21 protein-coding genes and 2 tRNA genes are annotated in these 19,707 nt (G+C 42.8%); 10 read left to right on the top strand and 13 right to left on the bottom strand.

Annotated features, from left to right (window positions below; genetic code table 11):
- Positions 1–5: 5 nt before the first annotated feature.
- On the bottom strand, positions 6–1,280 hold the full coding sequence (locus tag H150_RS0110490; protein ID WP_019959019.1) for a glycerate kinase type-2 family protein: 1,275 nt from the start codon (positions 1,278–1,280) through the stop codon (positions 6–8).
- A gap of 250 nt (positions 1,281–1,530) precedes the next feature.
- Between H150_RS0110490 and hemF the strand changes: the two genes are divergently transcribed.
- Positions 1,531–2,445 carry an oxygen-dependent coproporphyrinogen oxidase gene (gene hemF / locus H150_RS0110485; RefSeq protein WP_019959018.1) on the top strand — a complete coding sequence of 305 codons (915 nt, stop codon included), beginning with the start codon at positions 1,531–1,533 and terminating at the stop codon, positions 2,443–2,445.
- Positions 2,446–2,506: 61 nt separating this feature from the next.
- On the opposite strand, the gene H150_RS0110480 is transcribed toward hemF, so the two are convergent.
- The 5 genes from H150_RS0110480 to H150_RS0110455 all read right to left on the bottom strand — a co-directional run bounded on the left by H150_RS0110480 (position 2,507) and on the right by H150_RS0110455 (position 6,250).
- The gene (locus H150_RS0110480; protein WP_019959017.1) at positions 2,507–3,466 is read right to left on the bottom strand and encodes a metal ABC transporter solute-binding protein, Zn/Mn family; all 960 of its coding nucleotides are present in this window, start codon (positions 3,464–3,466) and stop codon (positions 2,507–2,509) included.
- Positions 3,463–4,329, bottom strand: a complete 867-nt coding sequence (locus H150_RS0110475) for a metal ABC transporter permease (RefSeq protein WP_019959016.1) — start codon at positions 4,327–4,329, stop codon at positions 3,463–3,465. Before H150_RS0110475 ends, H150_RS0110480 begins: the two co-directional genes overlap by 4 nt.
- On the bottom strand, positions 4,330–5,082 hold the full coding sequence (locus tag H150_RS0110470) for a metal ABC transporter ATP-binding protein (protein ID WP_019959015.1): 753 nt from the start codon (positions 5,080–5,082) through the stop codon (positions 4,330–4,332). It lies immediately after the preceding gene.
- A gap of 183 nt (positions 5,083–5,265) precedes the next feature.
- Positions 5,266–5,610: a hypothetical protein gene (locus tag H150_RS0110460; RefSeq protein WP_019959013.1), complete on the bottom strand. Its 345-nt coding sequence runs from the start codon at positions 5,608–5,610 to the stop codon at positions 5,266–5,268.
- Between the two features lie 397 nt (positions 5,611–6,007).
- Entirely contained in the window at positions 6,008–6,250 is a 243-nt protein-coding gene (locus H150_RS0110455) for an HP1242/YdcH family protein (protein WP_019959012.1), read from the bottom strand.
- 298 nt (positions 6,251–6,548) lie between these two features.
- Here H150_RS0110455 and H150_RS0110450 point away from each other — a divergent pair, with 298 nt between their 5' ends.
- The 6 genes from H150_RS0110450 (at position 6,549) to H150_RS0110425 (ending at position 10,842) form a co-directional block, all read left to right on the top strand.
- Entirely contained in the window at positions 6,549–7,274 is a 726-nt protein-coding gene (locus H150_RS0110450; RefSeq protein WP_019959011.1) for a YebC/PmpR family DNA-binding transcriptional regulator, read from the top strand.
- Positions 7,275–7,369: 95 nt separating this feature from the next.
- Complete coding sequence (locus tag H150_RS14280) at positions 7,370–8,158, top strand: DUF4377 domain-containing protein (RefSeq protein WP_019959010.1); 789 nt, start codon at positions 7,370–7,372, stop codon at positions 8,156–8,158.
- Positions 8,159–8,223: 65 nt separating this feature from the next.
- A complete protein-coding gene (locus H150_RS0110440) occupies positions 8,224–8,436 on the top strand; it encodes a hypothetical protein (RefSeq protein WP_026353648.1) in 213 nt (70 codons plus the stop codon).
- Entirely contained in the window at positions 8,433–8,810 is a 378-nt protein-coding gene (locus H150_RS14275) for a VanZ family protein (protein WP_019959008.1), read from the top strand. The genes H150_RS0110440 and H150_RS14275 overlap by 4 nt, the downstream gene beginning before the upstream one ends.
- Entirely contained in the window at positions 8,807–10,126 is a 1,320-nt protein-coding gene (locus tag H150_RS0110430; RefSeq protein ID WP_019959007.1) for an aminopeptidase P N-terminal domain-containing protein, read from the top strand. Before H150_RS14275 ends, H150_RS0110430 begins: the two co-directional genes overlap by 4 nt.
- A 104-nt stretch (positions 10,127–10,230) precedes the next feature.
- Complete coding sequence (locus tag H150_RS0110425) at positions 10,231–10,842, top strand: MlaC/ttg2D family ABC transporter substrate-binding protein (RefSeq protein ID WP_019959006.1); 612 nt, start codon at positions 10,231–10,233, stop codon at positions 10,840–10,842.
- Between the two features lie 75 nt (positions 10,843–10,917).
- Here the strand turns inward: H150_RS0110425 and era are convergent, their stop codons facing one another.
- The 5 genes from era to phaR form a co-directional block, all read right to left on the bottom strand.
- Entirely contained in the window at positions 10,918–11,823 is a 906-nt protein-coding gene (era, locus tag H150_RS0110420) for a GTPase Era (RefSeq protein WP_019959005.1), read from the bottom strand.
- A complete protein-coding gene (gene rnc / locus H150_RS0110415) occupies positions 11,824–12,537 on the bottom strand; it encodes a ribonuclease III (RefSeq protein WP_019959004.1) in 714 nt (237 codons plus the stop codon).
- Between the two features lie 85 nt (positions 12,538–12,622).
- Positions 12,623–13,672, bottom strand: a complete 1,050-nt coding sequence (lepB, locus tag H150_RS0110410; RefSeq protein WP_026353647.1) for a signal peptidase I — start codon at positions 13,670–13,672, stop codon at positions 12,623–12,625.
- 3 nt (positions 13,673–13,675) lie between these two features.
- Positions 13,676–15,469 (bottom strand): translation elongation factor 4, encoded by a 1,794-nt coding sequence (gene lepA / locus H150_RS0110405; RefSeq protein ID WP_019959002.1) that lies wholly within the window; start codon positions 15,467–15,469, stop codon positions 13,676–13,678.
- Between the two features lie 212 nt (positions 15,470–15,681).
- The gene (phaR, locus tag H150_RS0110400; protein WP_019959001.1) at positions 15,682–16,167 is read right to left on the bottom strand and encodes a polyhydroxyalkanoate synthesis repressor PhaR; all 486 of its coding nucleotides are present in this window, start codon (positions 16,165–16,167) and stop codon (positions 15,682–15,684) included.
- A gap of 378 nt (positions 16,168–16,545) precedes the next feature.
- Here phaR and H150_RS0110395 point away from each other — a divergent pair, with 378 nt between their 5' ends.
- The 3 genes from H150_RS0110395 (at position 16,546) to H150_RS0110385 (ending at position 19,411) form a co-directional block, all read left to right on the top strand.
- Positions 16,546–17,097 (top strand): phasin family protein, encoded by a 552-nt coding sequence (locus tag H150_RS0110395; RefSeq protein WP_019959000.1) that lies wholly within the window; start codon positions 16,546–16,548, stop codon positions 17,095–17,097.
- Between the two features lie 118 nt (positions 17,098–17,215).
- A complete protein-coding gene (locus H150_RS0110390) occupies positions 17,216–18,343 on the top strand; it encodes a M14 family metallopeptidase (protein WP_026353646.1) in 1,128 nt (375 codons plus the stop codon).
- An 81-nt stretch (positions 18,344–18,424) separates the two neighbouring features.
- Complete coding sequence (locus tag H150_RS0110385) at positions 18,425–19,411, top strand: LLM class flavin-dependent oxidoreductase (RefSeq protein WP_019958998.1); 987 nt, start codon at positions 18,425–18,427, stop codon at positions 19,409–19,411.
- A gap of 120 nt (positions 19,412–19,531) precedes the next feature.
- Here H150_RS0110385 and H150_RS0110380 read toward each other — a convergent pair.
- Together H150_RS0110380 and H150_RS0110375 are read right to left on the bottom strand one after the other, a co-directional pair.
- A tRNA-Asp gene (locus H150_RS0110380) sits at positions 19,532–19,608 on the bottom strand.
- A gap of 8 nt (positions 19,609–19,616) precedes the next feature.
- Positions 19,617–19,692, bottom strand: a tRNA-Val gene (locus tag H150_RS0110375).
- Positions 19,693–19,707 lie beyond the last annotated feature (15 nt).

Genomic DNA, 19,707 nt, shown 5'->3' with positions numbered 1-19,707 from the left:
CCCAATCAAGTGATTAAAATCGCGCGAAAGTCATTGACATTGGTACGTGTCGGTGTGGTGATGATTAATTGGTCTAGTTGTTGAAAAAAATCATACGCACAATCTTGCGCCAATAATGCCACACCATCAAGCCCAGCTGCTTGTGCCGCTTGATAACTGGCCTCGTCCATCCATGCACCAGCATTGTCTTCGCTGCCATCAATGCCATCGGTATCAATCGCCAACGCATGAATGCCTTTTTGTCCTTTCAAAGCCAACAGCAAAGCCAACAAAAATACTGTATTGCGCCCACCTTTGCCATGTGGATTTTTCACCGTTACAGTGGTTTCTCCACCTGACAACAACAATACAGGTTTAGAATTTGCTGCTTTACTCGCTTGTATGTGTTTGGCAATACCCGCCATCACCAATGCCACCTCTTTGGACTCGCCACTGATTTGATCGCCCAAATACCACACATCCACATTTTGATTTTTTGCCCACATCGCCACCGATTCACACACTTGATTGGGTGTAATCATCACATGGGCTTGACTGTTTTCCAATGTTTTAGGCGTTTCCAAATCAGCATTGGCTTGGGCTAAATACGTCTGGATATTGGCAGGTAACGCAATATTGTATTGCGCTATGATTTGATGCACTTCTTGAAATGTCGTGGCATCTGCCACCGTAGGACCTGAGCCAATCACACTCAAATCATCGCCCACCACATCCGATATGGCCAAAGTCAATATTTGTGCAGGATAAGCCGCTTGCGCCAAACGACCGCCTTTAATGGCAGACAAATGCTTGCGAACGGCGTTCATCGCCTCAATAGGCGCACCACTATTGAGCAAAGCTTTGTTCACAGCGCGTTTGTCTTCCAAGCTGATTCCCGCCACAGGCAAAGCAAGCAAAGACGAAGCCCCACCTGACATCAAAGCAATCACCAAATCATCGGCCTGTAAGTTTTGTACGCTGTCCAAAATACGCTGCGCCGCCACTTGCCCTGCATGATCGGGCACAGGATGAGAGGCTTCGACCACTTCAATACATTGCGTGGCGCAACCATGCCCATAACGGGTAATGACCAAACCATTCAATGCCACATCAGCATAAGGCCAAACTCGCTCCAATTCCGCTGCCATCGCCGCCGCTGCTTTGCCAGCACCCACCACCACAACCTTGCCTTTAGGCGCTTGTTTGGGCAAATACTCGTAGAGCTGATTGACACAAGAAGCGGCCTGTAACGCTTGCTCTACACACAAATTTAAAAATTGTTTTGCTTCTTTGGCATACATCAAACTTCTCCCATATTTTTATCCTAAATCTTCATGAGTCAGCTTCAACATTTTCATTACATCGAATACCATTTATTCTGCCTTTTCAAAACCATGGTTTGTAATAAAATGGCATAATTATTACCATATCATAGAATTTGTGTAGTATCTGTTTATATATTATTAGATATAATGAGCATTATCTAAAAAATGATGGCAAGCCAAACCATAAGGCTTTGTACATCTTGACCATTTATCAGGAATACCACCCATGAGCGCTTCGGAACAAGTCATTGAATTTTTACACAGCTTACAAGCTCACATTTGCCAGGAATTGGAACAATCAGACGGTGAAGCCCAATTCATCACCGATGTTTGGCAAAGTCAATTAGGCACAGGCATTACCCGTGTTTTAAAAGATGGGGCCGTGTTTGAGCAAGCAGGCGTCAATTTCTCGCATGTTAAAGGCGATAGCTTACCCGCATCGGCCACCGCTCACCGTCCTGAATTGGCAGGCGTGGCTTGGGAAGCCATGGGTGTGTCGTTGGTCATCCATCCTAAAAATCCCTATATACCAACAAGCCACGCCAATGTGCGCTGTTTTTTTGCTTATCCTGAAGGTCAAGAAGCCGTTTGGTGGTTTGGTGGCGGTTTGGATTTAACCCCGTTTTACCCATTCAAAGCCGATATTGTGCATTGGCATGAAGTGGCAAACATCATTTGCAATGCTTTTGGTGATGATGTGTATGCCAAACACAAAAAATGGTGTGACGATTATTTCTATTTAAAACACCGCAAGGAAACCCGTGGTGTCGGTGGTTTGTTCTTTGATGATTTGAACGAATGGGATTTTCACACTTGCTTTAAATACATGCAAGCTGTGGGCATGGGCTTTACCGATGCGTATATTCCGATTGTGGAACGCCGCAAAGACACGCCATATGGTGAACGTGAACGCCAATTCCAATTGTACCGTCGCGGTCGTTATGTAGAATTCAATTTGGTATGGGACCGTGGCACACATTTTGGCTTACAAAGTGGTGGACGTACCGAGTCCATCTTAATGTCTATGCCGCCATTGGTGCGTTTTGAATACCAATACACACCTGAAGCAGGCTCGGCTGAAGCACAATTGACCGATTTTTTACAACCACGTGATTGGCTTAACGAACCGTTTGAAGTGTAAACAGCTAGCGCACAAAAAAGCGTCCTGTAAACGGTTACAGGACGCTCATTCACCAGTTCATTTAAGACTGCAAAGCTTGCCGCAATACCTTAACATTGTGGCGGTACAAAGCAAAATAATCTGGCGCATCGTCTGCCAAAGCATCTGAATACAGCGTCCCTTGTATGCTCAATCCCGTTTCTTGGGTCAATTGTTTGAGCAATCGCTCATCGGCAATATTTTCCACAAACACCGCTTGAATGTGCTGGGTTTTCACTTGCCGAATCAAATCCACCAAGGTTTTGGCCGAAGCTTCCGCTTCATGCCCTCCGCCCACAGGAGCAAAAAATTCAATTTGATAACGCTGACCCATATAACCAAAAGCCGCATGACTGGTCAATACTTTGCGCTTAGCCACAGGAATACTTGCCAATTGGTAAGCATTTTCACCATGTAAGCCTGCCAATTTCAATTGGTACATCTGCCAACGCAAACCATAATACAAACTGTTTTCAGGCTGTTGCTTTATCAAAGCTTGGGTAATATTGCGGGTATAAGCTGGCATTTTCAATGGGTCTAGCCACACATGTGGGTCTAAACCCGTATGGTTTGCCGAAATGGACTCATGCTGATGTTCATGCGCATGTGCGGCATGTTCGGCTTCTGTTTCATGCGCATGGTCATGATGCTCATGTTCTGCATCGGCCTGTAACAAACCATCCAACCCTGCCGCAGCTTCCACTATCGGCACTTGGGTATTTTTAGCCGCACGCTGCAATGCCGCCGACTCAAAACCCAAACCATTGAACACAATCAATTGGCTGTTTTGCAGATTTTGCACATCAGAAGCACGCAATTGATGACCATGGCTGTTTTGATTGCGACCAATTAAAGTGTTCACATTGACATGGTTTTGACCTGCCAAATCAGCGGTAACACTGTGTAAAATACTGAAACTGGTCATGACTTGTGGCACATCTTGCGCTTGTGCCACCGATTGCCACAACAAAGCCGCTAGGCCACAACACCATAATTTTTTCATGCTTTTTTATGGCGACCACGCATCCACTGCGCAATCAAACCACCCTCTGTTCCCAAAAACACCGACACCAAATACACCATGCCACACAATAAAATAATGGCAGGTCCGGAAGGAATTTCCACATAAAATGACAACAACAAACCCAAATAACCACACACCAACGCCACCAATGCGCTGATGCTTAAAATCACGCCCAAACGCTGCGACCACAAACGCGCACTAATGGCAGGCAACATCATCAACCCCACAGACATCAATGTGCCCAAAGCCTGAAATCCTGCAACCAAGTTCAAAACCACCAACAACATCAATAATAAGTGCCACCATGAGCCCTTGCCGCCGACCGAGCGCAAAAACAATGGGTCGATGCTTTCCATCACCAGCGGCCTGTACATCACCGCCAAAGCAATGACTGTGACGCTTGCCACACCTGCAATCAAAGCCAGTGAGGCAGCATCAATGCCTAGAATCGAACCAAACAATAAATTCAACAAATCAACATTGTTACCACTGCGGCTGACCATCAACACGCCCAAAGCCAAGCTGCTCAAATAAAAAGCGGCAAAAGAAGCATCTTCTTTCAATGTGGTAAACCGGCTGACCAAACCGGCTAAAATCGCCATTAAGACGCCAGCAATAAAACCACCCAAACTCATGGCAGGCACACTCAAGCCAGCAACCATATAGCCTGCGGCAGCACCGGGCAAAACCGCATGACTCAACGCATCCCCCATCAAACTCATGCGCCGCAAAACCAAAAATACACCCACAGGTGCCGCGCTCAATGCCAAAAAACACACCGATACCAAAGCCGCACGCATAAACTGAAATTCAGTAAATGGCGCAATAAAAACATCCCACATTTATTTTTCCACCGCTGTTGTTGGCGTGGTTTGACACCATTGATTGCTTAAACCGGTCTGCTGCAAAGTGGCAAACGCTGTTTGTAAATTTTTTTCAGTCAACACATCTGTCGTCGCACCACACGCAATCACTTCGCGCGCAATCATCACTGTATTGGCAAAATTCGCCCGCACTTGCTCATAATCATGCAATACCGCAATCACAGTTTTGCCTTGCTGCAAACATTCTTGCAATACATCCAGCAAAGCAGAAGTCGTGGCAGCATCCACCGCATTAAAAGGTTCATCAAGCAATAAAAACTGAGCTTTTTGCACCAACATCCGCGCAAACAATACCCGTTGAAACTGCCCATTAGACAAAGCGCCAATGTTTTTTTGTGCCACACCGCCCAAATTTACACGCTCTAAAGCGGCCTGTACGCGTTGTTTTTGCGCTGCTGTCACTCGACCAAAAAAACCAATCTCATACCACAATCCCATTGCCGCTAATTCAAATACCGTCATCGGCTGTGTGCGATCAACTTCTGACTGTTGCGGCAAATACGCAATGTCTGCACGTTTGAGATTTTCAAATGTGACTTTACCCGTATCGGTTTTCACCAAGCCCATTAAAGCTTTAAGCAATGTCGATTTACCCGCACCATTGGGACCAAAAATAGCATACGACTGAGCTTGCTCAAATTGCAAATTAATATGATGGATGGCTGGATGGTGACGATAACTGACCGTCAAATTTTGAACATGAATGGGCATATTACACAGCCCAAACAAACAATGACCAAATGAATGCCACAATCACGGCAGCCAAGATTAAGCGCAAATTCAAACTGGTTAAAAGCAAAGATGACATGGATAAATGATATTCATTTGAAAGAGATTCAAATGATACTATATAACATTACATCCACTCAAGCATGAGACGGCAACAAATGCCATTTATAGACCTAAGCGAGCATGGTTGTCATGTACACGTTGGCTCAAAGGCTTTAAAGTTTGATTCACAGATTGCAAAGATTGTTTGATTAAATGTTCATAATGTTGACTTGTAGCAGGTTGTGTCAGCAACCATTGATTTTGATACACCGATACATTCGCCCAAGTTTGCCATGCCTCGGTAAAGCCTTCGGCTTTTTCTGTGAACATCAATTGGTATTCAGCCATGGTTTGATTGTCCCAAGGCTGACTAAACAACCACATACGCTGACTCACTACCAAAGGTATTTCGACTGCCATTTGCATGCTGGTTTGCCAAAAACGCCACATTTCCTGATTCGCACTCATGTTGTCTTCCTTTCATGGTTATGGCTGTCAATTCAAACAGTCAATCGCCTCATTTGTGCGATGCACAAATTTTAACATCTTCATCTTCTGACAACAAAAGGATTTTTAAATCAACCAATATATATACAAAAATACAACCTTTTTACAACGTCTAAACGAACAAAAGGCTGCTATTAGCAGCCTTGGGATGTATGCCTCACTTGAAAAATTTCATCTGGCAATGCAGGTTTGGTTCCTTGAATGTTTCAATAACATGTAATGTATGCCTATTTTTACAAGCCAAGCCACGCCATTCATGCCATAAACCAAGTTTATGGTGAGTAACTGTGTAGATTGATTGTCATCATCGTTTGTCAGCATATCCCTCCATCAAAGTCATGTGTCAAAACGTCAAAACTCATTCACCGAGTGTGTTTGCCGCAGATTGAGTAGATGCGTCCTTTAAATAGCGGTACATCTGATCTTTGAGTTGCAGCTTCTGCTTTTTCAATGCCTCTAAATCCAATCCTGTTGCTGCTTTGGAATCGTTGCACAATAGCTTGATTTGGTCATCTAGTTGCTGATGCTGCTGGTAAATCAAGGAAAAATCAGGATCTTCATTTCTCAATTGTATGGTCAAATCACGAAACTCTGGAAACATTACACCCCTCCCTGCCTTGTTATTTATGTTTAGACTAACATAAAAATACGTTGGTTTGTGCGATTAAGAATCTTTTACATTACATCAACTTAAAAATAAATATACAAGATTATTTTTCAAAAAATGCCAATTTTTAACTTAGTTTACACAACATTAACACGGCTCCTAGCGGTACAAAAAATCAGATAATTTTTCATTCATTCAAGTGCAACGCCCGTTTCAAGGCATCTAGAAGCCATGATAGAATAAGCGATTAAATTTTTATTAATCGACCAAAACAATCAAGTAAGGACACAAAATGGCAGGACACAGTAAGTGGGCGAACATCAAACACAAAAAAGAACGCCAAGATGCCAAACGTGGCAAAATTTTTACTCGTGTGATCAAAGAAATCACAGTTGCCGCTAGAATGGGCGGTGGTGACCCTAACTCTAATCCTCGTTTGCGCTTGGCCGTGGACAAAGCCGTTGATGCCAACATGCCTAAAGACAATATCCAACGCGCTATCGACAAAGGTACAGGTAACTTAGAAGGCGTGGAATACATTGAATTGCGTTACGAAGGTTACGGTATTGGCGGTGCGGCGGTGATGGTAGACTGCTTAACCGATAACAAAACCCGTACTGTTGCTGATGTGCGTCATGCATTCAGCAAAAATGGTGGCAATTTAGGCACTGATGGCAGCGTGGCTTTTAATTTTAAACATCAAGGTTATTTGGTCTTCACCGAAGTGGATGAAGATGCATTGATGGAAGCGGCTTTAGAAGCTGGTGCGGAAGATGTGATTACCGACGAAGACGGTGCAATTGAAGTCATTACCGACCCATATGAACATGCTACAGTGAAAGCGGCTTTGGAAGCTGCAGGTTTTAGCCCTGTAGACGGTGAAGTGACCATGCGCGCACAAAACGAAGCCGTCTTGACAGGCGACGATGCCATTAAGATGCAAAAATTATTGGATGCCTTAGAAGACTTGGACGATGTTCAAGATGTCTACACTTCTGCTGTTATCGAGTTAGATTGAGTCAGATTATGTCAATACACTTGGCTTAATAGCTCAAATGCATTTAAATAAGGACAGATTGAAACTGTCCTTATTTTTTTGAGGGATTTACCTGTATGAAAAAAACCTTATTTCGTTTGTCCGCTTTGACTGCCACAGCCTTATCTTTGGCTGCATGCGCCAATACTGCGAGTCCCGATATGAGCCAAAATACCGATGTATTAAAAAAATACCATTGGCAATTGCAAACAGCAACCGATGCCAAGCAACAAACCTTGACTGCTTTTTATGCAGGTGAAACCACGCCTAAAGCGCAATTGGATTTTCACAATGAATCTTTGTTTAACATCTATGGTTCTTGCAATCGTATGGGCGGTACTTACCAAATCAATGGTGAAAACATCCAAAGTAACCATTTGCGCAGTACGATGATGGGCTGCGATAGTAAACGTGCTGAACAAGACCGTGCTTTAGCAGGATTTTTTGGACAACAGAATATACATTATGATATTGACCAAAATGGCTCTAGTCCAGTATTAACATTGAAAAATCAACAAGGTCAAATATTGCGTTTTCAAGGTCAAGCTACCGCAGAAACCAAATACGGCTCCCAAGGTGAAACCCTATTTTTAAAAGTATCTCATCAAACCAAGACATGTAATGATGGCAACCGCAATATGTCATGTTTACAAGTCAAAGAAGTGCGTTATGACCAACAAGGTTTACAAACTTATATCGCACCAGAGTGGTCCTTGTTTTACAGCCCGATTGAAGGCTATACCCATAGACCCAACACCGAAAACATTTTGCGTGTCAAACGTTACGAAGTGCAGAATCCACCTGCTGATAGCAGCAAATATGCTTATGTTTTAGACTTAGTTGTGATGTCGGGTTCTGTGAAATAAAGCCTATCATATCCATGCCCATTCTCATGCTGCTACAATAAGCCATTTTAAGAATGGGCATTATCATGTCAGATGTATTGATTCAAGCTTGCCAAGAAGAAGCGGCAGGCAGCGTAGCAGAAATATTGCAATTTTTCCTAGAAGAATGCGAAATCGACCAAGCTCCTTCTTATGCCGAAATCGAACAATGCCGTGATATTTTAAAACAACGCGGTGGCAAATTCGAACGTTTGTCCCATATGTGCCAACAATGGCTGGATGAGGAAACACCCGCATGAATCGCTTTGTGATGTTTGCCATCGCATGGTTCATTCTGACCGCTTACGGCTTGTTTGTGCGTCCGCCTCATCTTGACATAGTGCCTTTGTTTCTCCATTTTGACAAATTCGTACATTTTTCCTTATTTTTTGGTCAATTTTGGTTGATTGTACGGGCATATAGCGCGCAAAATCGTCCCATGCCCATATTGTTTTGGTGCATGATTGCCATTGTTTGGGCCATCGTCAGTGAGTTAATACAAAGCCAATTGCCTAGCCGCTCAGCTGATGTATTCGATGCATTGGCAGATATTTTAGGCGCTTTTTGCGCACTTGCCATAGGTTATATTTTAAACCAACACCGTCAACGTTTGATGAAAGAACCACAACCATGAGTTTTGATGCCAGCATTTACCAAGCACGCCGTGAACGGGTTTACGATGCCATTGGTCGGAATGTCGCCATTTTGTTTGCGGCACCTGAACGCACTCGCAGCAATGACACCGAATATCCTTATCGCCAAGACAGTTATTTTTATTACTTAAGTGGCTTCACTGAACCTGAAGCAGTCATGATTTTAGATGGCAACAAACGCCAATCTATGTTGCTGTGTCGCCCCAAAGATTTTGAAATGGAAACTTGGGTCGGCTATCGTTTTGGTCCTGAATATGCAGCGGAGGTCTTCGGTTTTGAAACTTTTGATGTGCACACACAATGGCAAAACCATTTACAGGACACTTTGAAACACAGTCAAACCTTATATGCTTTGTGGCAACACGACGGCGTACCAGACCAAGACATTTTGGCCATATGGCGCAAACTGTGCAATCAAGCGGGTCAACGCATGATCAGCCAAGACATCATCACCCCAGCACACCAAATGTCGGATTTGGCACAAATCCTAGACCCAATGCGCTTGATCAAAGACGAACATGAAATCGGTTTGTTGCGCCATGCCGCCAAACTCAGCGCTCAAGCACACAATATTGCCATGCAAACGGCCAAAGTCGGCATGAAAGAGTACCAGCTCGAAGCGGAAATTTTATACCATTTCATGAAAAACAATGCCCGCTCACCGGCATACAATAGCATAGTGGCAAGCGGTAAAAATGCGTGCACTTTGCATTATGTCGAAAACAAAGATGTGTTACAGGACGGGCATTTGATTTTGATTGATGCGGGGGCTGAATACGAATATTACGCAGGCGATATTACGCGAACATTCCCTGCTAATGGTCGCTTTAATGGTGCGCAAAAAGCGGTTTACGAGATTGTTTTAGAAGCCAACAAACAAGCCATTGCCGCTACTCATGCAGGCATTTATTGGCATGATGTCAACGATGTGGCTTTGAAAATTTTGGTGCAAGGCTTGATTGACTTGAAACTGTTACACGGCTCAGTCGATGGCAATATTGAAAGCTTGGCATATCGCCGCTTTTACATGCATGGCTTGGGTCATTGGATTGGTTTGGATGTGCATGATGTCGGTGGGCGTTTTGAACATGGTCAACACCGCTTACTGGCCGAAAACATGTGTACCACCATTGAGCCGGGTTTGTACATCAATGCCGCAGATGACATCCCTGCTGAGTTTCATGGCATTGGCATCCGCATTGAAGACAATATTCGCATCACTGACACAGGTGCCGAAATATACACCCACGACACCCCTAAAGAAATCAGCGACATAGAAGCTTTAATGAATACTTAATAAGCGTCCTGTATATCTGTCCGCATTCAATTTGAGATATTGTTAAACTTAATGCGGACTTTGAATCTCTTATTTAAGCATTATTTGACAAAAGGCATTTGAAAATGAAAACTTGGTGGCAATCTTGTTGGATGATTTTATGTGTATTTTTCAGCATACAATTGGCGCAGGCCAATAACTTAACCCATCCTGCACAGTTACAAATGCAACAAAATACCAATGCCATTATGGCCATCATCAATGACAACAGTTTAAACAATCCGCAGAAAATCCAACGCTTGAATGTGTATGCCGACCGCCATTTGGATTACCAACGCATTGCTGCTTTGTCTGTGGGTCAGCCTTGGCGCCAATTCACAACGCAACAAAAACAAGATTTCATCGCTGCATTCAAAGACATGATGATTTCTGTATATGCCAATACCGCATTACTGGCAGCACAAAATGCCAAAATTACCGTATTACCGCGCAATAGCAGCGACAATACTGCCACTCAAGCCCGTGTGTATACGCAAATTTTGAACAATAAAAACAAATCTTATGCCGTAGATTACCAAATGTACAAATCTGGTAATACTTGGAAGATTTACAATATCAACGTAGAAGGTGCCAGCGTGGTCACCATTTACCGCAATCAATTTGGTGAAGTCATTCAAAAACAAGGTATTGATGGTTTGATTCAAGCCTTGCGCAATAAAACCATTGCCGTTAAATAGTCATTGGTTTACATCAAAAATTACAGGACGCTGATTAACACCAGCGTCCTGTATTTTTCCAATACTTAAAAAACCTTATAAGCCCAATTCATTCAAAAAGCGAATGTCATCCGCCCAGCCTGATTTGACTTTAATCCATACTTTTAAGAAGACTTTGGCATCAAACAAGGTTTCCATATCCACACGTGCTTCGGTAGATATCTTTTTCAAACGCTCGCCACTTTTGCCAATGACAATCGCTTTTTGATTGTCACGATCGACCAAAACCGCAATATAAATGCTGTACATGCCTGTTTCTGGATCAATTTCAAATTGTTCCACTTCCACATTCATCGCATACGGCAATTCTTCGCCTAAATAGCGGAACAATTTTTCACGCACAATTTCCATTGCCAAGAAACGACTGGATTTGTCTGTCACCATGTCTTCTGGATACATCGCTTCAGAATGAGGCAACATAGGTTTGAGCAATTCAATCAATTGACCAATGCGTTGACCATGTTTGGCACTGACCACTTCAGTTGCCGCAAACTGATATTCTTTTTCAGCATTGGCAATGAATTCTGCCAAAACCATACGGTCTTTGGCTTTGTCCAATTTGTTCACCACAAACACCACTGGCGTGTGTTTTGGCAATTGTTCAAGCACGGTACGGTCTGCATCGGTAAAGCGCAATGCTTCAATCACAAACACAATTACATCCACGCCATGTACCGCTTCGGTCACATTTTGATTCAATCTATCGTTCAACGCATTGCGATGGTAAGTTTGATAGCCAGGTGTGTCGACAAACACCAATTGTGCGGTGTCATCGGTATAAATACCCGTCACTTTATGGCGCGTGGTCTGGGCTTTTTTACTGGTAATACTGATTTTTTGACCAATCAAATGGTTCATCAACGTGGATTTGCCCACATTCGGACGACCTACAATGGCAACAAAACCGCAACGGTAATCGGTATTTTCTGATTCTAAATTCATTTATGGCCTTTTAAAGGAACATTTTTTTTCAACATAATTAAGAGCTTCTTTGGCAGCTGCTTGTTCCGCCAAACGACGGCTATGAGCTTGGGCTTTACATTGGAACCCCAACTCACCCAAATCACACACTATCACAAACGTTTGCTCGTGCGCTTCACCAAATTGGTCTTCAATGCGGTATTTAGGTAATGGCAAGCGGCGTGCTTGTAAAGCTTCTTGTAATAAAGTTTTGGCATCTTTGCCATGATTGCGCAAATCAATATTGCGGATACGATTTTGGAACAACAATGTCACCACATGTTCTGCTTCATCAAAATTAGCATCAAAGCTGACTGCAGCAAACATGGCTTCCATAGCATCGGCTAAAATCGAGGGGCGGCGAAAACCACCACTTTTCAGTTCACCCACACCTAAAAACAAACAATCGCCCACATTCAACTCAGTGGCAATATCAGCCAAAGTGTCTTGATTGACCAAATTGGCACGCAAACGTGACAATTCGCCTTCAGTCATGTCAGGAAAAGTCAAAAATAACATTTTGGCAACCGTATAATTCAAAATTGAATCACCGATAAACTCCAAACGTTCATTGTTTTTCGCTCCATAACTTCGATGTGTCAAAGCCTTATGTAACAATTCCACTCGTTTAAAACGGTAACCCAATTTTTTTTGCAAACGCTCAATCTCTTGATTGCGTTGCACAGACAAGCTCATGCTCATTCCTTAGTGAAGGTGGAAACTTACCATGAAAAACAACAAGCTGCCTAAAAAGCAGCCTGCTGAATCACAGTTTTAACAATCATTTAATGTGTGTGCCAATACGTGAGAAATCACCAAAGTTCATCCACACAAAAAAGGCTTTACCCACAATATGGCGATCAGAAACAAAACCCCAATAACGGCTGTCATCACTGTTATCGCGGTTATCGCCCATAGCAAAATATTGACCCTGCGGTACTTTACATGTGAACGACTCAAAACCTTCGTATTGACAAGCTGGGTTGTTTCTCATGTACTCACGCACCACTTGAGGGTTAAACGGTGCAGCCTCTGGCAATTGATACACTTGGTATTGATGACTGCCCCATTGTTCATCCAAAATCTCTGGCTCCAATGTGATGGCACCCATAGGTGTATTTTCAATATACTCTTCCTGACCCAAAACTTTTTGCGGTACTTCTTGGCCATTGACAATCAATTTTTTATGGCGGTATTCGATGGTATCCCCTGGTAAAGCCACAATGCGCTTCACAAAGCTAACACTTTCATTTTCAGGATACGCAAACACCACCACATCGCCATGTGCAATCGGATTCATAGGAATGACTACTTCATTGCTTACAGGCATGCGAATACCATAAGTGAATTTATTGACTAAAATAAAATCACCCACCACCAAGCCAGGACGCATCGAACTAGATGGAATTTGAAATGGTTCTGCAATAAAGGTTCTTAATACAAATACAATCGCAATGATGGGGAAAAAGCCACTCATATAGTCAACAAAATGACCGACTTTCCCTTCATACGCTTGCTGCTGTATGGCTTTGCGCGTGGCCTTATCATCAGGCAACGACCTTTGTTGTGCCAATTCTTGGCTGGCTTGGCGGAAAATCCATTTGCTTACGCCCCAAACCACACCTGTAAAGGCTACAAATACCAACAATACTGCTGTAAACGACAAGTATTTGGCCAAAACGCCAAACACACCAATCATCATCAACAGATAGCCCCATTGCAAAGGATTGGACCATTCACCATTGTCTTGACGCTGTTTATTACTGCTTAACAACAATACCAATCCGACTACAAATGCAGCCACTGCCATATAGAGCAAACGTTCACTCATCGATTACTTATCTCCGACCTGTAAAATCGCCAAGAACGCAGTTTGTGGAATTTCCACATTGCCTACTTGTTTCATGCGACGTTTACCAGCTTTTTGTTTTTCCAACAATTTTTTCTTACGCGAAATGTCGCCACCGTAACACTTGGCCAAAACATTTTTACGCAAAGCTTTTACCGTTTCGCGTGCAATGATTTGGCTGCCAATAGACGCTTGTACCGCAATGTCAAACATTTGGCGTGGAATCAATTCACGCATTTTTGATGCCAACTCACGACCACGATACACTGCATTGGCGCGGTGCACAATCAAACTCAAAGCATCGACTTTTTCACCATTGACCATGATGTCCAATTTAATCAAATCTGCCGCTTGAAATTCCTTGAATTCATAATCCAAAGAAGCATAACCGCGTGAAGTTGATTTCAATTTGTCAAAGAAGTCCATCACCACTTCATTCATAGGCAAATCATACGTCAACATCACTTGACGGCCCATATATTGCATGTTTTTTTGGATACCACGTTTTTGATTACACAAAGTCATCACCGCACCCACATATTCTTGCGGTACTAAAATCGTTGCAGTAATAATTGGTTCAAACACGGTATCAATCAAACCCACATCTGGCAATTTAGATGGATTTTCTACTTCAATTTTTTCGCCAGACTTCATCAACACTTCGTAAATTACCGTTGGTGCAGTGGTAATCAAATCCATGTCAAATTCACGTTCTAAACGCTCTTGAATGATTTCTAAGTGCAACAAACCCAAGAAACCACAACGGAAACCAAAACCCAAAGCTTGTGATACTTCTGGCTCAAATTTCAATGAAGCATCGTTCAACTGCAATTTTTCCAAAGCATCACGCAAAGCATCGTAATCATGGCTTTCCACAGGATACAAGCCCGCAAATACTTGCGACTGCACCTCTTTAAAGCCTTCTAAAGCCTTCTCAGCAGGGCGGGCTGCCAAGGTGACGGTATCGCCCACTTTAGCGGCCTGTAACTCTTTGATACCTGTAATCAAAAAGCCCACTTCACCTGCTGACAATTGTTTTTTCTGTACCGATTTTGGCGTAAACACACCCAATTGCTCAACCAAAGTTTCTGATTTGGTCGACATGAATTGTACTTTGTCTTTCAGTTTTAAAGAGCCATCAATCACGCGAATCAACATCACCACGCCCACATAATTGTCAAACCAAGAATCGACAATCAATGCTTTTAAAGGCGCATCCACATCGCCCACAGGTGGCGGCACTTTTTTAACCACTTCTTCTAATACATCTTCAATGCCGATGCCGCTTTTGGCTGAACAAGTCACCGCATCCATAGCATCAATGCCAATGATTTCTTCAATTTCTTGCGCCACACGCTCAGGTTCCGCTGCTGGCAAGTCAATTTTGTTCAATACAGGCACCACTTCCACACCCAAATCAATGGCGGTATAGCAATTGGCAACGGTTTGCGCTTCCACACCTTGAGATGCATCCACAACCAACAACGCACCTTCACAAGCAGACAAAGAGCGAGACACCTCATAAGAGAAATCCACATGTCCTGGAGTGTCAATCAAATTCAATTGGTAAACTTCACCATCACGGGCTTTGTAATTCAACGCAGCCGTTTGCGCTTTAATAGTAATACCGCGCTCTTTTTCAATGTCCATAGAGTCAAGCACTTGCGAACTCATTTCGCGCATGTCTAAGCCACCACAGTATTGAATGAATCGGTCAGCCAAAGTCGATTTGCCGTGATCGATGTGGGCAATAATAGAGAAATTTCGAATGTGTTTCATATCGTCCAAAAACGCGGTCTTTAAAAAGTTTATCGTAGCCATAAAATCAATGACAGGCCTTGCGCCTGTCATTGATTATTGCAAGCAAAGGGTCTTATTTTAACCCATTCAAGCCAAATATGCACTGAAAGCCTGTACAAAGCTATCACAAGCAACAAGCTGCCTACGCATATGGGCTTTGACAGCATGTAAAAAATGATTTTTAGCTTTGCTTAAGATTTTTCTTCTTTAGGCATCACACCCATATTTTGCCAAAACTGCACAGTTTGTTGCTGTAATGATTGCTGCCATTGCAACAAGCCTGCATTCGATTGTAAGCCACCTGAAAAAGGTTTTAACCAAGAAGCATTGCCTGCAGGCGCGGTTTCTTGTGCTACTTTTTGCCAGTCATGGAACAATTTCATGTTTTGCTCCATAAATGGGGCAAATACAGACTGAGAAGCTTGTCCATACATGCGAATAAATTGGAACAACATCATATTATTGAAAATAGGCGAACCACCTGCCTCTTCTTCCAATAAAATTTGCAATAACACTTGTCTGGTCAAGTCTGCGCCCGTTTTGGCATCCACCACTTGAATTTCTACATAATCAATGATCATTTGTTTGACATCGGCTACCGTAATATAGCCACTGATAGCCGTATCATACAAACGGCGATTAGGATATTTCTTAATCAAACGCACTTCTTTAGACATACATTCTCCTTATTGATTTTTTATTCTAATTAGCGGTACTGCAAAACCAAATTTGAATATTTTTGCAGTGCACAAAAAACCTAAAAGCCTTTTTTTATTGAAATAATCTGCATATTAAATATACCAAATAGGAAATTTGTTGCAAATTTTATAAATTGTATTAAATACTTAGATTTTAAGATTGATATTTTGCAGTGCAACATAGTAATATCCACCCATCAAGCACTCATCCTTGATAACAGCATGTTACTTTCCATCTTGTAACTTGGCAACCGCGGTAAAACACACACTGGATGGGTTTTGAAAGAGTCAATACAAAAGAAGTCGATGAATCATCTTTTTTTACCATAATTCACCTACAAACCCGGGAGAAATACCATGTCTAACAATTTGAATGAAACTTTTAGCAAAAGCAGCTTGGAAGCATTGGCAAAATTGAACGAAGCAACTGCTTTGGCTTTAAAATCTACGGAAGAATTGTTCCGTTTGAATTTAGAATATACCAAAAAATCTTTTGAACAAAATTCACAAATCGCTGAATCTTTTTTCAAAACACCTGGTAATCCACAAGAAAAAACCAAAGAAGTCACTCAATGGGCCAATTCACAAAACTCACAATTGACTGAGCATTTGCAAGCTTTGTACAAATGGTCTGAAGAAGTACAACAAAATACCCAAAAATTGGCTGAAAGCCAATTGGAATCAACCCAAGAAAGCATCAAAATCCAATTAGATGCTTTGAAAGCGGCAGCACCTGAACAAGCGCAACCATTTTTTGACCGCATTCAAGCTGCGTTCCAAACTTCACAACAAACTGTAAGCTCGTTGCAAAATACGGCTAAAGAAGTACAACGCAATGTTGCTGAAACGGTTAAACAAACCCAAAAAGCGACTGCTGAAGCCGTAAAAAATGCTGGCAATCAAAACTAATTGACAGTATCAATAAATGGACACAATGCCTTTTCAATATGAAAAGGCATTTTTGTTTTACAGGACGCTTATAACAGTTTGCGCTACAATGATTGCTTCAAAAACGAAAGCATTTACCATGAAAATCAGTACCCAATTTGATGCCGGTGCCATTACCGTAATGGCAGCGGATAATTTTGAAAATATTCGCTTGCGCTTGCGCCCTGACAATGCCTCCGAATTCAAACAATGGTTTTATTTCCGTTTGCAAGGCGCAGGCTATGAACATTGTATTTTAACCATTGAAGACGCGTCAGAAGCGGCTTATCCAGAGGGTTGGGAAGAATACGAAGCTGTGGCTTCTTACGACCGTGTCAATTGGTTTCGTGTCCCAACACGCTATGAAAATGGTCAATTAATCATTGAATACACACCTTTGTCTAACAGCATTTATTTTGCGTATTTTGAGCCTTATTCCAGCGAGCAACACTTGAATCTATTGGGTCAAGCGCAAGGCAGCGGTTTGTGTCAAATCGATGACTTAGGCTCAACAGTGCAAGGTCGTGACATCAACTTATTGACCATCGGTAACCAAGCAGCCAGCGACCTGAAAGTGTGGATTACCGCACGCCAACATCCTGGTGAAACCATGGCAGAATGGTTTATTGAAGGCTTATTGTCACGTTTACTCGATAGCCAAGACCCCACTTCGCGTACCTTATTAGACAGTGCCACCTTCTATATCGTACCGAACATGAATCCAGATGGTTCGGCTTTGGGCAATTTGCGCACCAATGCCGCGGGTGCCAATTTGAATCGCGAATGGGGCAATCCAAGCATCGAATCCAGCCCTGAAGTGTATTATGTACGTGAAAAAATGCACGAAATCGGTGTAGACTTGTTCTTAGACATTCATGGTGATGAAGCCATTCCTTATGTCTTTGTAGCGGGAACAGAAGGCGTACCCTCTTACAATGCCCGCATTCAAGGCTTGGAAAATGAATTCAAAAAAGCTTTGTTGGCAGCAAGTCCAGACTTTCAAACTGAATATGGTTATGAAGTAGACCAATTTGGCGATGCCAACATGACATTGGCGACGTCTTATGTCGGTCATACTTTCGAATGCTTGGCTTATACTTTGGAAATGCCATTCAAAGACAATCACAACTTACCTGATGTTGATTTTGGCTGGAATGGTCAACGCTCTTTGCGTTTAGGCGAAGCCATGTTAAGCCCTATTTTAGCGGTATTACCAACACTCCGTTAAAACTTTCTGTCTGCAAACTGACGACTGGCAACCATTGCGCTTATACTGAATCAATGATTACATCATGATAAAGGAATGCGGATGTTGCCAGTTTCAGTTTTAGACTTAAGCCCAGTTGGTATCGGCTCATCCATTGCCGAGAGCTTTCACAATAGCGTGGTTTTGGCCCAAAATGCTGAGGCCTTAGGCTACAAACGCATTTGGTTTGCAGAACACCACAATATGCCCGGCATTGCCTCTGCTGCCACCTCTGTTTTGTTGTGCCACATCGGCCACCATACCCAACATATTCGCATTGGCGCTGGCGGCATTATGTTACCCAACCACGCCCCTTTGGCCATTGCAGAACAATTTGGCACTTTAAACACCTTGTTTGGCGATCGTATTGATTTGGGATTAGGGCGAGCCCCCGGTAGCGACCCCACCACCATCCGAGCCATGCGCCGTCACCACCATTTACATGAAGAAGAACATTTTGCAGATGAAGTCGTCGACATGCTCAATTACTTCGACAATCCGGGACACTCTCATGTACAAGCCATTCCTGGTGTCGGCACACATATACCTATTTGGATTTTAGGCTCTAGCACTTATGGGGCAAATTTGGCAGCACATTTGGGCTTACCGTATGCGTTTGCCTCTCATTTTGCACCACAATTATTGCCGCAAGCATTATATTTATACCGCCAAAACTTCAAACCATCCAAACATTTGGCCAAACCCTACGTGATGCTTGCAGTCAATGTCATCATTGCCGATAGCCATGAGGAAGCACAATATCATTTTTCGTCTTTACAACAAGCATTTTTAAACACCCGTCGCGGCATACACACCCAAATTCCCAAACCTATTGAAAACATTCAAGCCATTTGGTCTGAATCGGAAAAACTGTCTGTGATGCACAGTTTGTCCTGTTCTTTTATCGGCACCACTGAAACCGTACAAATGCAATTAGATCTTTTTAGAAAAGAATATCAACCTGATGAACTGATTATTACCCAATTGATTCATGATCAAAATATTCGTCTGCATACCTTACATCAATTCAAAACATTGAATTTGGATTAATCTCTTTGCATTCAATACCATGATAAAAGCGTCCTATAATTTACAGGACGCTTTTATCATGGTATTAAAATATATCAATAAAAAAGCACCTACTATCATAGTAAGTGCTTTTTTATTTTCTGGCGCGGCGGACGGGACTCGAACCCGCGACCCTCGGCGTGACAGGCCGATACTCTAACCAACTGAGCTACCACCGCTAATTTCTTGGTGGGTGATGACGGAGTCGAACCGCCGACATTCTGCTTGTAAGGCAGACGCTCTACCAACTGAGCTAATCACCCATGTACTACATCACT

Origin of the sequence: Vitreoscilla stercoraria DSM 513, from assembly GCF_000382305.1 — a bacterium.
In the GTDB taxonomy this organism is placed as follows: domain Bacteria; phylum Pseudomonadota; class Gammaproteobacteria; order Burkholderiales; family Neisseriaceae; genus Vitreoscilla; species Vitreoscilla stercoraria.
This window is presented reverse-complemented; position numbering and strand designations above follow the sequence as displayed.

Bases quoted from the DNA above. Each gene is read 5' to 3' on its own strand.
- H150_RS0110490 (WP_019959019.1), bottom strand. From the start codon at position 1,280: ATGTATGCCAAAGAAGCAAAACAATTTTTAAATTTGTGTGTAGAGCAA.
- hemF (WP_019959018.1), top strand. From the start codon at position 1,531: ATGAGCGCTTCGGAACAAGTCATTGAATTTTTACACAGCTTACAAGCT.
- H150_RS0110480 (WP_019959017.1), bottom strand. From the start codon at position 3,466: ATGAAAAAATTATGGTGTTGTGGCCTAGCGGCTTTGTTGTGGCAATCG.
- H150_RS0110475 (WP_019959016.1), bottom strand. From the start codon at position 4,329: ATGTGGGATGTTTTTATTGCGCCATTTACTGAATTTCAGTTTATGCGT.
- H150_RS0110470 (WP_019959015.1), bottom strand. From the start codon at position 5,082: ATGCCCATTCATGTTCAAAATTTGACGGTCAGTTATCGTCACCATCCA.
- H150_RS0110460 (WP_019959013.1), bottom strand. From the start codon at position 5,610: ATGAGTGCGAATCAGGAAATGTGGCGTTTTTGGCAAACCAGCATGCAA.
- H150_RS0110455 (WP_019959012.1), bottom strand. From the start codon at position 6,250: ATGTTTCCAGAGTTTCGTGATTTGACCATACAATTGAGAAATGAAGAT.
- H150_RS0110450 (WP_019959011.1), top strand. From the start codon at position 6,549: ATGGCAGGACACAGTAAGTGGGCGAACATCAAACACAAAAAAGAACGC.
- H150_RS14280 (WP_019959010.1), top strand. From the start codon at position 7,370: ATGAAAAAAACCTTATTTCGTTTGTCCGCTTTGACTGCCACAGCCTTA.
- H150_RS0110440 (WP_026353648.1), top strand. From the start codon at position 8,224: ATGTCAGATGTATTGATTCAAGCTTGCCAAGAAGAAGCGGCAGGCAGC.
- H150_RS14275 (WP_019959008.1), top strand. From the start codon at position 8,433: ATGAATCGCTTTGTGATGTTTGCCATCGCATGGTTCATTCTGACCGCT.
- H150_RS0110430 (WP_019959007.1), top strand. From the start codon at position 8,807: ATGAGTTTTGATGCCAGCATTTACCAAGCACGCCGTGAACGGGTTTAC.
- H150_RS0110425 (WP_019959006.1), top strand. From the start codon at position 10,231: ATGAAAACTTGGTGGCAATCTTGTTGGATGATTTTATGTGTATTTTTC.
- era (WP_019959005.1), bottom strand. From the start codon at position 11,823: ATGAATTTAGAATCAGAAAATACCGATTACCGTTGCGGTTTTGTTGCC.
- rnc (WP_019959004.1), bottom strand. From the start codon at position 12,537: ATGAGCTTGTCTGTGCAACGCAATCAAGAGATTGAGCGTTTGCAAAAA.
- lepB (WP_026353647.1), bottom strand. From the start codon at position 13,672: ATGAGTGAACGTTTGCTCTATATGGCAGTGGCTGCATTTGTAGTCGGA.
- lepA (WP_019959002.1), bottom strand. From the start codon at position 15,469: ATGAAACACATTCGAAATTTCTCTATTATTGCCCACATCGATCACGGC.
- phaR (WP_019959001.1), bottom strand. From the start codon at position 16,167: ATGTCTAAAGAAGTGCGTTTGATTAAGAAATATCCTAATCGCCGTTTG.
- H150_RS0110395 (WP_019959000.1), top strand. From the start codon at position 16,546: ATGTCTAACAATTTGAATGAAACTTTTAGCAAAAGCAGCTTGGAAGCA.
- H150_RS0110390 (WP_026353646.1), top strand. From the start codon at position 17,216: ATGAAAATCAGTACCCAATTTGATGCCGGTGCCATTACCGTAATGGCA.
- H150_RS0110385 (WP_019958998.1), top strand. From the start codon at position 18,425: ATGTTGCCAGTTTCAGTTTTAGACTTAAGCCCAGTTGGTATCGGCTCA.